9 protein-coding genes and 2 rRNA genes are annotated in these 12,133 nt (G+C 65.5%); all 11 read right to left on the bottom strand.

Features of this window, described 5'->3' with window-relative positions; all coding sequences use genetic code 11:
• Positions 1-13: 13 nt before the first annotated feature.
• The 11 genes from OG429_RS07835 to OG429_RS07885 all read right to left on the bottom strand — a co-directional run bounded on the left by OG429_RS07835 (position 14) and on the right by OG429_RS07885 (position 12,104).
• A complete protein-coding gene (locus OG429_RS07835; protein WP_328924573.1) occupies positions 14-652 on the bottom strand; it encodes a MerR family transcriptional regulator in 639 nt (212 codons plus the stop codon).
• Positions 653-833: 181 nt separating this feature from the next.
• Positions 834-1,307 carry a bifunctional nuclease family protein gene (locus OG429_RS07840; RefSeq protein WP_030009777.1) on the bottom strand — a complete coding sequence of 158 codons (474 nt, stop codon included), beginning with the start codon at positions 1,305-1,307 and terminating at the stop codon, positions 834-836.
• 52 nt (positions 1,308-1,359) lie between these two features.
• Positions 1,360-2,133, bottom strand: a complete 774-nt coding sequence (gene ftsR / locus OG429_RS07845) for a transcriptional regulator FtsR (protein WP_328924574.1) — start codon at positions 2,131-2,133, stop codon at positions 1,360-1,362.
• A 66-nt stretch (positions 2,134-2,199) separates the two neighbouring features.
• Positions 2,200-3,096, bottom strand: a complete 897-nt coding sequence (locus tag OG429_RS07850) for an FHA domain-containing protein (protein ID WP_328924575.1) — start codon at positions 3,094-3,096, stop codon at positions 2,200-2,202.
• Between the two features lie 132 nt (positions 3,097-3,228).
• Positions 3,229-4,113, bottom strand: coding sequence for a DUF881 domain-containing protein (locus OG429_RS07855; RefSeq protein ID WP_328924576.1), 885 nt, complete (start codon positions 4,111-4,113; stop codon positions 3,229-3,231).
• Positions 4,114-4,118: 5 nt separating this feature from the next.
• Entirely contained in the window at positions 4,119-4,451 is a 333-nt protein-coding gene (locus OG429_RS07860; protein WP_007262894.1) for a small basic family protein, read from the bottom strand.
• Positions 4,448-5,356: a DUF881 domain-containing protein gene (locus OG429_RS07865; RefSeq protein ID WP_328930196.1), complete on the bottom strand. Its 909-nt coding sequence runs from the start codon at positions 5,354-5,356 to the stop codon at positions 4,448-4,450. Before OG429_RS07865 ends, OG429_RS07860 begins: the two co-directional genes overlap by 4 nt.
• 112 nt (positions 5,357-5,468) lie before the next feature.
• Complete coding sequence (locus tag OG429_RS07870; RefSeq protein WP_328924577.1) at positions 5,469-7,964, bottom strand: mannose-1-phosphate guanyltransferase; 2,496 nt, start codon at positions 7,962-7,964, stop codon at positions 5,469-5,471.
• Positions 7,965-8,061: 97 nt separating this feature from the next.
• Positions 8,062-8,652 carry a CDP-alcohol phosphatidyltransferase family protein gene (locus tag OG429_RS07875; RefSeq protein WP_328924578.1) on the bottom strand — a complete coding sequence of 197 codons (591 nt, stop codon included), beginning with the start codon at positions 8,650-8,652 and terminating at the stop codon, positions 8,062-8,064.
• Between the two features lie 136 nt (positions 8,653-8,788).
• Positions 8,789-8,905: ribosomal RNA gene (rrf, locus tag OG429_RS07880) — 5S ribosomal RNA — on the bottom strand.
• Positions 8,906-8,981: 76 nt separating this feature from the next.
• Positions 8,982-12,104, bottom strand: a 23S ribosomal RNA gene (locus tag OG429_RS07885).
• Between the last annotated feature and the right edge of the window lie 29 nt (positions 12,105-12,133).

The following is a 12,133-nucleotide window of genomic DNA, read 5'->3' on the forward strand; positions in this document are numbered from 1 at the left end:
GGTCCGGCCGGGTTCACACGGCCCGGTTGCGGCGGGCGGCCAGTTCGTCCGCCGGATTGTGCCCGACCAGGGTCTCGCCGGTGTCCACCCGCTCCCCGTGCAGCTGCGACAGCGCGTTCTCCACGTCGCGCCACACCACGCCCACGGCGATCCCGAAAACGCCCTGCCCGCCCTGGAGCAGGCTCACGACCTGGTCCGGTGAGGTGCACTCGTACACGGTGGCGCCGTCGCTCATCAGCGTCATCCGCTCCAGGTCCGAGAACCCTGGGTCGCGCAGGTGCTGCACGGCCGCACGGATGTTCTGCAGCCCCACCCCGGTGTCCAGGAAACGCTTGACGATCTTGAGGACGACCACGTCCCGGAAGCTGTACAGCCGCTGCGTGCCCGATCCGTACGCGGGTCGCACGCTCGGCTCCACCAGGCCGGTCCGCGCCCAGTAGTCGAGCTGCCGGTAGGTGATGCCGGCCGCGGCACACGCCGTCGGCCCGCGGTATCCGATCTGCTCGGGCGCCGGGTCGCCGCCCACCGGTCCGACCGGCGTCGACTCCGGCTGACGGCGCGCGGCACCGGCCGCACTGCCGTGCAGCGGGTACGAGCCACCGTCACTCCGTGCGGGGGTGCCCCCGGTCGTACCGTCGCCCGTGATCCTCACGCCGACCCTCCGTCCTTGACCTGCCCACCTTGAAGGTAGGCAGTCACCAGGGGTGCGTCAACGATCGCCACACTCGGCACGCCGAGTGATAATCACCCTGAGAGTGGTTTCCCGTATCCGATTGCGGGGAAAGGCTACTCGAATGGGCTGGTACTTCCTTGTGGACGACGCGGCCGACGCGTCACTGCGGGCCGGTGCCGAAGTCCTCGGGCGAGATCTGGTCGAGGAACTCGCGGAACTTCTCCACCTCGTCCTCCTGCTCGTCCGGAATCGCGATCCCGGCGTCGTCGAGCACACCGTCACTGCCGTAGATCGGCGTCCCCGTCCGCAGGGCCAGCGCTATGGCGTCGGAAGGCCGCGCGCTCACCTCGACCCCGCTGGCGAAGACAAGCTCCGCGTAGAAGACGCCCTCCCGCAGATCCGTGATCCGGACCTCGGTGAGCTCCTCGCCGATCGCTTCCAGCACGTCCTTGAACAGGTCGTGCGTCAGCGGTCGGGCAGGGGCCATTCCCTGCTGCGCGAAGGCAATGGCGGTCGCCTCCCCAGGACCGATCCAGATGGGGAGGTACCGGTCGCCTCCCACTTCACGCAGGAGCACGATCGGTTGGTTGGAGGGCATTTCCACCCGGACACCCACAACGTCGAGCTCGTTCACACAGCAACCCTAGGACCTGCTCGGCCGGTTTGGGTAGTCGGGGGCCTCCGGGTCACGGGAGCCGGACCCCGAGGGCGGTCTGCACGAGGGCTTCGTGCAGCCTGACGGAGAGCCCCGCGAGCTCCCTCGTCGTGGCTTCCGCATGCGCCCTGGTCTGGGGATTGCGGTGCCGTCGCAGCGGCGCCACGATCTGCTCGATCAGGCCCGCCTCCCGGTCCGCGGCGGCCTTCATCGCGCGCAGGTGCCGCGGCTCCAGCCCGAACCGCCCGAGATCAGCCACCAGCCGGGCCACGGTGACCGCCTCGGCGTCGAATCCGCCGCCGGGTACCTCGGCGAGCAGCCCGTACGACTCCCATTCGACCAGCTGGACCTCGTCCACCTCGGCTGCCGCGATCAGTTCGGCCCGGCCCACCCGGGCCAAGGTGGGCCGCTCCCGGCCCACCTCGCCGTACACGGCCGCGGGGCCTGCGGGATCCACGGATTCGCCGTGCGGCGTGGGCGCCGGGATGCGGATCTGCTCACCGCGCGCGAGCGCGTCGAGCTGCTCCCGGATGACCTTCAGCGGCAGGTAATGGTCGCGCTGCAGCCGCAGGATGTGGGCCAGCCGCTCCACGTCCTCGGTGCTGAACTTGCGATATCCGGAAGGCGTGCGCCGGGGCTCCACGAGCCCCTCCGCCTCCAGGAAGCGGATCTTCGAGATCGTGACTTCGGGGAACTCGTCACGCAGTGTGGTGAGCACCGTGCCGATGCTCACCAGCTGCCCGGCCGGTCCGGAGGTGCCGGCGGTGCCGTTCTTCGCGGCACCGCCGGTCGGGGTACGCAGCATGGAACCTTCCCTTTGGGTCCCCTGGACGCCTCCCAGCGGTAGCCGGAGGGAGGATTCCGGGGCGGGTCAGATGCCTCGCAGGCTCGCGTAGAAGACCAGCCGGTACTTGCCGATCTGCACCTCGTCGCCGTTGTGCAGCGCGACGGAGTCGATCGGCTCACGGTTCACGTACGTGCCGTTGAGGCTGCCGACATCGGCGACGGTGAAGCCGCCGTCCTGGCTCCGGCGGAATTCGACATGGCGCCGGGAGACGGTGACGTCGTCCAGGAAGATGTCGCTCTGCGGGTGCCGGCCGGCCGTGGTCAGCTCACCGTCCAGCAGGAAGCGGCTACCGGAGTTGGGGCCGCGCCGCACGATGAGCAGGGCGGAACCGGGGGGCAGCGCTTCCACCGCGGCCTGGGCCTCGGGGGACAGCGAGGACGACACGTGCTGTTGTCCCGACACCTCGGCCTCGTAGGCCTCGAGGCCCGAGATCGAGATGGTGGACGTGGTCTCCGAGGCACGCTCCGGCGTCAGACCCGCCCGCAGCGGCGCGCCGCAGTTGGAGCAGAACCGGCTGGCCGCATCGCTGCGGTGTCCGCACCTGCTGCAAATCTGCTCGGCCGACATGGACGGCTCCTCGCGCCGCGGCTGCCCCGCGGAGGCATTGGTGGCATACGGGTCGGGGGCAAACCCTCCACCCGCACTTGAGGTTGACGGATCACCGAAACCTATGCGTCCGGTACCAGCAGGGTCAACAGCCGACGCGCCGTGGGCGCCCGAAATGTCGCCCGCGCCCGCGACCTCGTCACGGAAGAGCGGCCGGTCGCCCTGGCCTTCGGCCTCACCCTGGCCGGCGCGGTGACGTGCCGCGCCGCTTTCCTCGCGGTTCTTCTTGCCGAACAACTTCTCAAACAACTTCACGGGCGATTCCCCTTGACCGAAACAGACCCGCCCGTGGGGCAGGACGAACTCCGAATGCAACACCTGCCGACCCGGACATTCTCACAACGTCCGTAACCACCAGACAGTTTCCACCACACACCGCGACTTCTGTGCGCCGACCCCCCGCAGGCCTCCGCCCGCGTGAGCCGGTCCACTCTCCGCTCCGCATCATCACGATGACGACCGAGCGTAGTCAGGCTGCTTCGCAGCCCGCAAGGCATCCACAACGATCTTCGCCGACCGTGTGACGGCAACGGTCGCCTGTTCCTTCTCCAGCGTCTGGACGACACCGCCGGGGATGTTGAGCGCGGGCTCCAGATCCTGCGGCTTGCCGATCACCCTGAACTCGTAGGGCTGTGTGATCTTCTTACCGTCGATCCCGACCCCGCCGTTCTCGTCCGAGAAGTACGAGCCCGCCACCACGCGCACGCCGTTGATCTGGATCGCCTCGGCGCCGGCCGCCCGCAGCTCCTGAAGCGTGTCCAGCAACTGGTCGGACCGCACCTGACCCTTGGGATCGGAGATCTTCAGCGTGATGCCGGGCCCCTGAGCTGCCACCGTACCGGCCAGGATGCCGAGTTGGCGCTCCTTCTCCACCGTCTGCTTCCGGGCCTCCTCGGCCTGGTTGGAACTGCTCTCCAGCTCCTTGCGCTGATCCTCCAGCCGCTGCTTCTCGTCCTCCAGGCGCTTGGTTCGCCCGTCGAGCTCGTCGAGGATCCGTACGAGGTCCTCCTGGCGGGCCCCGCGCAACGCGCTGGAGTCGCTGTTCGACCGGACCTGGATGGCCAGCCCGAGACCCAGGACGAACAGCAGGAGCGCGACGATCAGTTGCGCCCTGCTCACCCGCGGCGGCCACAGCCCGGCAGCGAGACGCTCCCGGCCCGTCTCCTGGGGCGCCTGCGGCTCGGCGGGCGCGGGCGGGACCGGGGGCGTGGGAGCCTCGGGGCCTTCGGGCCTCTCGGACCCCGTGGCTCCGTTCGAACCCTTGGTCTCGTCGGGCCCCTCCGACCCCTCGGACTCCTCGGGGCGCTCCGGCGGAGTGTCGTTCGTACTCATCGGCGTCACGCCCGGAAGACGTGCCGGCGGATGGCCGCGGCGTTGGAGAAGATGCGGATGCCGAGGACCACGACCACGCCCGTGGACAGCTGCGAGCCGACACCCAGCTTGTCTCCGAGGAAGACGATCAGCGCGGCGACGACCACGTTCGACAGGAACGACACCACGAAGACCTTGTCCACGAAGATGCCGTCCAGCATCGCGCGCAAGCCCCCGAACACCGCGTCCAGCGCCGCCACCACGGCGATCGGCAGATAAGGCTCCACCACGGCCGGCACTTCGGGGCGGACCAGAAGTCCGACCACCACTCCGGCCAAGAGGCCCAGTACCGCGATCACGATGCACCCTTCTGCTGCTCTGCTGCTGTAGCTGTACGTACGGTCAGGCTCGACGCGGCCGGCAGCCGCACCTCGTCCGCGGCGGACAGCGTGTAACGGATCCCGTAGCTCTCCTGCAGCACGTGCAGGTACTGGCCGTCCGCCGAGTCCTGGAACGCGGTGCCGAGCCGCTTCTTGTCCCCCACCGCCAGCACCTCGTACGGCGGCACGAGCGGCCTGTTGTCGACCAGTATCGCGTCACCCGCGGCCCTGATCGCCGACAGCGCGGTCAGCCGCTGCCCGTTGATGGAGATCGCCTCCGCCCCGGACTGCCACAGCCCGTTGACGATCTTCTGCATGTCGCGGTCGCGGACCCGGCCTGTGTCCGAGAAGCCGGCGCTCTCGCGCGGTCCCCCTCCGTCGCCCGACGAGGCGCCCTTCGCATCGTCGACGACCAGCTTGATCCCCGGACCGCGCACGTCCGTTGCACCGGACAGCAGCGCGACGAGCATGCCCTGGCCCCCGCCCGGCTGCTTGAGCGCGGCACGCTGGCGGTCGGCGACATCGGTCCGCAGACGATCGATGTCCCGCTCCAGGCCGTTCGCGCGATCATCGGCCCGCTGCACGCGGTCGATCAGTTCCTGACGCTCCTTGGCCAGCACCGGCGCGGATATCCGCGCCTCGGCGGCACCGAGCGTGACGACCCCGGCGGCCAGCACGAGCCCGGCGGCGAGCGCCAGCTTGGCCTTCAGGGTGCGCGGGAGTCCCGCCGTACCGTCCGCCTCACGCCGGGCCGATGCCTCCGCATAGCCCTCGTCGAGGCTGTTGTCCATCACGTGCGTCAGCAGCGACATGGAGGCGTCCGGGCGCCCGGGCGCAGGAGAGGCCGAAGTCCGGTTGAGGGGCGGCTGCGACATGCCGCACATCGTCGCATGTCGGCGGCGCACACACCCAATGCGCCCGTCTCGCGAGACGGGCGGGGAGCTCTCCCCACCCGGCCCGCGGGACTCAGGTCATGCGCGGATCACCGCACGGCACTCAGTGCCCTGCGCCGTCCACGACGCCCGCCCACTCGTCGAGCAGGGCTTGCGCCGTGGCGTCGTCGGGACCTTCGGCCCACAGATGGGTGACGGCCTCGGCCGGGTCCGGCAGGACCAGCGCCCACCGCCCGTCGGCCTCCACGACCCGCACGCCGTCGGTGGTGTCCACCTGCCGCTCGCCCGCGGCTTCCACGACCCTGCGCATCACGAGCCCCTTGACCGCCCACGGCGTCGGCACGTCCCGCTTGAGCACGTGGGCCCGCGGAATGCGCGCGTCGATCTGGCTCAGGGTGAGCTGGGTACGCGCCACCAGCCCGAGCAGCTGTACGAAGGCCGCCGACCCGTCGAAGACGCTGCTGAACTCGGGAACGATGAACCCGCCGCGCCCGTCACCGCCGAAGATGGTGTTCTCGGCCCGGCCCACCCGGGTCAGGTCGTCGGGCGAGGTCGTCGTCCACTCCACCTGCGTGCCGTGGTACGCGGCCACCTGCTCGGCGACACGCGTCGTGGTCACCGGCAGCGCGACCTTGCCGCTGCGCTTCTCCGCGGCCACCAGGTCGAGCATCACCAGCAGCGCCCGGTCGTCCTCGATGATCCGCCCGCGCTCGTCCACGAGGGAGATCCGCTCGCCGACGGGGTCGAAGCGCACGCCGAAGGCGGCCCGCGCCGAGGCCACGATCTCGCCGAGCCGTACCAGCCCGGCCCGCCGGGACTCGCCGGTTTCCGTCGGCCTGGACTCGTCGAGCCCGGGATTGATCGTCAGCGCGTCCACCCCGAGCCGGCCGAGCAGGCTGGGTAGTACGAGTCCGGCGCTGCCGTTGGAGGCGTCCACGACGACCTTGAGCCCGGCGTCGCCGATCCCGGTGGTGTCGACCCGCCGCAGCAGCGAACCCGTGTAGGCGTCGAAGACGCTGCCCGGGAACTGCAGGTCACCGATCTCTCCGGGGAACGCCCGCCGGTACTCCTGGCGCGCGTACACCCGGTCGAGCTTGCGCTGTCCCTGGAGCGAGAGGTCCGCCCCCCGCTCGTCGAGGAACATGATGTCCACGGAGTCCGGTACTCCCGGCGAGGTCCGCAGTACGATCCCGCCCGCGCTGCCGCGTGCGGTCTGCTGCCGCGCGACGGGCAGCGGTACGTTCTCCAGGTCGCGCACGTTGATGGCGCTCGCCTGGAGCGCCGAGATCACGGCCCGCTTGAGCGCTCTGGCGCCTCGGGAGTGGTCACGGGCGGTGGTGACCGTCGCACCCTTCTTCAGGGTCGTCGCATAGGCACCCGCGAGCCGGACGACCAGCTCGGGGGTGATCTCCACGTTCAGGATCCCGGAGACACCGCGCGTGCCGAACAGATGTGCCTGTCCGCGGGACTCCCAGATCACCGACGTGTTGACGAACGCGCCGGCCTCGATCGTCTTGAACGGGTAGACCCGCACATTGCCCTGGATGATCGATTCCTCACCGACGAGGCACTCGTCGCCGATGACTGCGCCGTCCTCGATCCTGGCGGACCGCATGATGTCGGTGTTCTTGCCGATGACACAGCCGCGGAGATTGCTGTGGGGTCCGATGTACACGTTGTCGTGGACGACGGCCCTGTGCAGGAAGGCGCCGCTCTTGACGACGACGTTCGATCCGACGACCGTGTGCTCGCGGATCTCGACGCCCGCCTCGACCTTGGCGTAGTCCCCGACGTACAGCGGCCCGCGCAGCACCGCGTCCGGGCTCACCTCGGCCCCTTCGGCGATCCACACCCCGGGCGAGATCTCGAAGCCGTCCATGTCGATCTGGACCTTGCCTTCGAGCACGTCGGCCTGGGCCTTGACGTAGCTCTCGTGGGTGCCGACGTCCTCCCAGTAGCCCTCGGCCACGTAGCCGTAGATCGGCCGGCCTTCCTTCATCAGCTGCGGGAAGACGTCGCCGGACCAGTCGACCGAGACGTCGGCGTCGACGTAGTCGAAGATTTCCGGCTCCATCACGTAGATGCCGGTGTTGATGGTGTCCGAGAAGACCTGGCCCCAGGTCGGCTTCTCGAGGAAGCGTTCGACCTTGCCTTGCTCGTCCACGATGGTGATGCCGAATTCCAGCGGGTTGGGCACCCGGGTCAGGCAGACCGTGACGAGCCCGCCCTTTTCCTTGTGGAACCGGATGAGGTCGGTGAGGTCGAAGTCGGTGAGCGCATCGCCGGAGATCACGAGGAACGTGTCGTCCTTCAAGGCCTCCTCGGCGTTCTTCACGCTGCCGGCGGTCCCGAGTGGCTTCTCCTCGTTGGCATAGGTGAGCTCCATTCCGAGCTCTTCGCCGTCACCGAAGTAGTTCTTGACGAGCGACGCCAGGAACTGCACGGTGACCACGGTCTCGCTGAGCCCGTGCCGCTTGAGCAGCCTGAGCACATGCTCCATGATCGGCCGGTTGGCCACCGGCAGGAGCGGCTTGGGCATGCTCGAGGTCATGGGGCGAAGGCGGGTGCCTTCACCACCGGCCATCACGACGGCCTTCATGTCGGAAGAGTCCTCCTTGAGAGACGACGTTCTCGCCGACCGACCCGGCCCGACGATGACTCCGCTACTCCTCCGCGTCATCAGGCGCCGAGCGAGCTCAATCGGCCGTGGCGTCCGCCTTCACCAGACGGCGGACCTGCACCACGTACAGCACTCCTGCCCACCAATACAGAGTTGTACCCCATCCCGCGAACGCCCATCCGAAAACTGACCCCATCCAGGCCAACCAGCCCGTGCCATCACTGAGGAGAAGCAACGGGAACGCGTACATCAGGTTGAACGTGGCGGCCTTGCCGAGGAAGTTCACCTGCGGCGGGGGATAGCCGTGGCGGCGCAGGATCCACACCATGACCAGCAGCATCAGCTCGCGCGCGATCAGGGCGCCGGTGAGCCACAGAGGCAGAATCTCGCGATACGTCAAACCGAACAGCGTCGACAGGATGTAGAGCCGGTCCGCGGCCGGATCGAGCAGTCGGCCGAGGTTGCTGATCTGATTCCAGCGCCGGGCGAGCTTCCCGTCGAGGTAGTCGCTGACCCCGCTGAGCATGAGGACGGCCAGAGCCCACCCGTCGTACTCGACCAGGATCAGCCAGAGGAACAGGGGTACGCCGGCCAAGCGAGCCATGCTCAGGATGTTCGGAATGGTGAAAATTCGGTCAGTCTGAACCCGAGTCTCCTGGACCTCCACCCGGGGGCCTCCACTGTGACTGTAGAAATGTCGAACGATGCCCCTAGACCCTACAGGAGTCCGCACAGGTGTCCCGAACGCAGAAAAGCCCCGCACCGGACCCGTGAAGGTCTGGTGCGGGGCTTCCGCAATGATTGTTCGGCGGCGTCCTACTCTCCCACAGGGTCCCCCCTGCAGTACCATCGGCGCTGAAAGGCTTAGCTTCCGGGTTCGGAATGTAACCGGGCGTTTCCCTAACGCTATGACCACCGAAACACTATGAAATTTGAACGCTGGTGTTTTCACAGCCGTTCGTTATTTCAGAACTAACACAGTGGACGCGAGCAACTGAGGACAAGCCCTCGGCCTATTAGTACCAGTCAGCTTCACCCGTTACCGGGCTTCCACATCTGGCCTATCAACCCAGTCGTCTACTGGGAGCCTTACCCTCTCAAGGAGGTGGGAATACTCATCTTGAAGCAGGCTTCCCGCTTAGATGCTTTCAGCGGTTATCCCTCCCGAACGTAGCCAACCAGCCATGCCCTTGGCAGGACAACTGGCACACCAGAGGTTCGTCCGTCCCGGTCCTCTCGTACTAGGGACAGCCCTTCTCAATATTCCTACGCGCACAGCGGATAGGGACCGAACTGTCTCACGACGTTCTAAACCCAGCTCGCGTACCGCTTTAATGGGCGAACAGCCCAACCCTTGGGACCGACTCCAGCCCCAGGATGCGACGAGCCGACATCGAGGTGCCAAACCATCCCGTCGATATGGACTCTTGGGGAAGATCAGCCTGTTATCCCCGGGGTACCTTTTATCCGTTGAGCGACGGCGCTTCCACAAGCCACCGCCGGATCACTAGTCCCGACTTTCGTCCCTGCTCGACCCGTCGGTCTCACAGTCAAGCTCCCTTGTGCACTTACACTCAACACCTGATTGCCAACCAGGCTGAGGGAACCTTTGGGCGCCTCCGTTACCCTTTGGGAGGCAACCGCCCCAGTTAAACTACCCATCAGACACTGTCCCTGATCCGGATCACGGACCGAGGTTAGACATCCAGCACGACCAGAGTGGTATTTCAACGGCGACTCCACAACCACTGGCGTGGCTGCTTCAAAGTCTCCCACCTATCCTACACAAGCCGAACCGAACACCAATATCAAACTGTAGTAAAGGTCCCGGGGTCTTTCCGTCCTGCTGCGCGAAACGAGCATCTTTACTCGTAGTGCAATTTCACCGGGCCTATGGTTGAGACAGTCGAGAAGTCGTTACGCCATTCGTGCAGGTCGGAACTTACCCGACAAGGAATTTCGCTACCTTAGGATGGTTATAGTTACCACCGCCGTTTACTGGCGCTTAAGTTCTCAGCTTCGCACACCCGAAAGTGCACTAACCGGTCCCCTTAACGTTCCAGCACCGGGCAGGCGTCAGTCCGTATACATCGCCTTACGGCTTCGCACGGACCTGTGTTTTTAGTAAACAGTCGCTTCTCGCTGGTCTCTGCGGCCACCCCCAGCTCACGGAGCAAGTCCGATCACCAGTGATGGCCCCCCTTCTCCCGAAGTTACGGGGGCATTTTGCCGAGTTCCTTAACCATAGTTCACCCGAACGCCTCGGTATTCTCTACCTGACCACCTGAGTCGGTTTAGGGTACGGGCCGCCATGAAACTCGCTAGAGGCTTTTCTCGACAGCATAGGATCATCCACTTCACCACAATCGGCTCGGCATCAGGTCTCAGCCTTAATGAGGGACGGATTTGCCTACCCCTCGGCCTACACCCTTACCCCGGGACAACCACCGCCCGGGCTGGACTACCTTCCTGCGTCACCCCATCGCTTACCTACTACAAGTCTGGTTCGTCGGCTCCACCACTTTCCTTTCCCCGAAGGGTCCGGAACGGCTTCACGGACTTAGCATCGCCTGATTCGATATTGGGCGTTTCAAAGCGGGTACCGGAATATCAACCGGTTGTCCATCGACTACGCCTGTCGGCCTCGCCTTAGGTCCCGACTTACCCTGGGCAGATCAGCTTGACCCAGGAACCCTTAGTCAATCGGCGCACACGTTTCTCACGTGTGTATCGCTACTCATGCCTGCATTCTCACTCGTGAACCGTCCACAACTAGCTTCCGCTGCTGCTTCACCCGGCACACGACGCTCCCCTACCCATCACAGCGGGCGTTGGCCCTATTGCTGCAATGACACGACTTCGGCGGTACGCTTGAGCCCCGCTACATTGTCGGCGCGGAATCACTTGACCAGTGAGCTATTACGCACTCTTTCAAGGGTGGCTGCTTCTAAGCCAACCTCCTGGTTGTCTCTGCGACTCCACATCCTTTCCCACTTAGCGTACGCTTAGGGGCCTTAGTCGATGCTCTGGGCTGTTTCCCTCTCGACCATGGAGCTTATCCCCCACAGTCTCACTGCCGTGCTCTCACTTACCGGCATTCGGAGTTTGGCTAAGGTCAGTAACCCGGTAGGGCCCATCGCCTATCCAGTGCTCTACCTCCGGCAAGAAACACACGACGCTGCACCTAAATGCATTTCGGGGAGAACCAGCTATCACGGAGTTTGATTGGCCTTTCACCCCTAACCACAGGTCATCCCCCAGGTTTTCAACCCTGGTGGGTTCGGTCCTCCACGAAGTCTTACCTCCGCTTCAACCTGCCCATGGCTAGATCACTCCGCTTCGGGTCTAGAGCGTGCAACTCAATCGCCCTATTCGGACTCGCTTTCGCTACGGCTTCCCCACACGGGTTAACCTCGCTACACACCGCTAACTCGCAGGCTCATTCTTCAAAAGGCACGCAGTCACGACCGTTGTTCCGAAGAACAACGGCGACGCTCCCACGGCTTGTAGGCACACGGTTTCAGGTACTATTTCACTCCGCTCCCGCGGTACTTTTCACCATTCCCTCACGGTACTATCCGCTATCGGTCACCAGGGAATATTTAGGCTTAGCGGGTGGTCCCGCCAGATTCACACGGGATTTCTCGGGCCCCGTGCTACTTGGGAGATGAGCAAGCAAGCCGCTGATGTTTCGTCTACGGGGGTCTTACCCTCTACGCCGGACCTTTCGCATGTCCTTCGACTACATCAACGGTTTCTGACTCGCCGACCGGCCGGCAGACCGGTCAAGCTCATTCCCACAACCCCGCATGCGCAACCCCTGCCGGGTATCACACGCATACGGTTTGGCCTCATCCGGTTTCGCTCGCCACTACTCCCGGAATCACGGTTGTTTTCTCTTCCTGAGGGTACTGAGATGTTTCACTTCCCCTCGTTCCCTCCACACTGCCTATGTGTTCAGCAGTGGGTGACAGCCCATGACGACTGCCGGGTTTCCCCATTCGGACACCCCCGGATCAAAGCTCAGTTGGCAGCTCCCCGGGGCCTATCGCGGCCTCTCACGTCCTTCATCGGTTCCTGGTGCCAAGGCATCCACCGTGCGCCCTTAAAAACTTGGCCACAGATGCTCGCGTCCACTGTGTAGTTCT

The organism is Streptomyces sp. NBC_00190 (assembly GCF_036203305.1).
Classification (GTDB): Bacteria; Actinomycetota; Actinomycetes; order Streptomycetales; family Streptomycetaceae; genus Streptomyces.

What these genes read in the sequence shown, in the direction of transcription:
- ftsR (WP_328924574.1), bottom strand. Translation starts at nt 2,133, where the DNA reads ATGCTGCGTACCCCGACCGGCGGTGCCGCGAAGAACGGCACCGCCGGC.
- OG429_RS07855 (WP_328924576.1), bottom strand. Translation starts at nt 4,113, where the DNA reads ATGAGTACGAACGACACTCCGCCGGAGCGCCCCGAGGAGTCCGAGGGG.
- OG429_RS07865 (WP_328930196.1), bottom strand. Translation starts at nt 5,356, where the DNA reads ATGTGCGGCATGTCGCAGCCGCCCCTCAACCGGACTTCGGCCTCTCCT.
- OG429_RS07870 (WP_328924577.1), bottom strand. Translation starts at nt 7,964, where the DNA reads ATGAAGGCCGTCGTGATGGCCGGTGGTGAAGGCACCCGCCTTCGCCCC.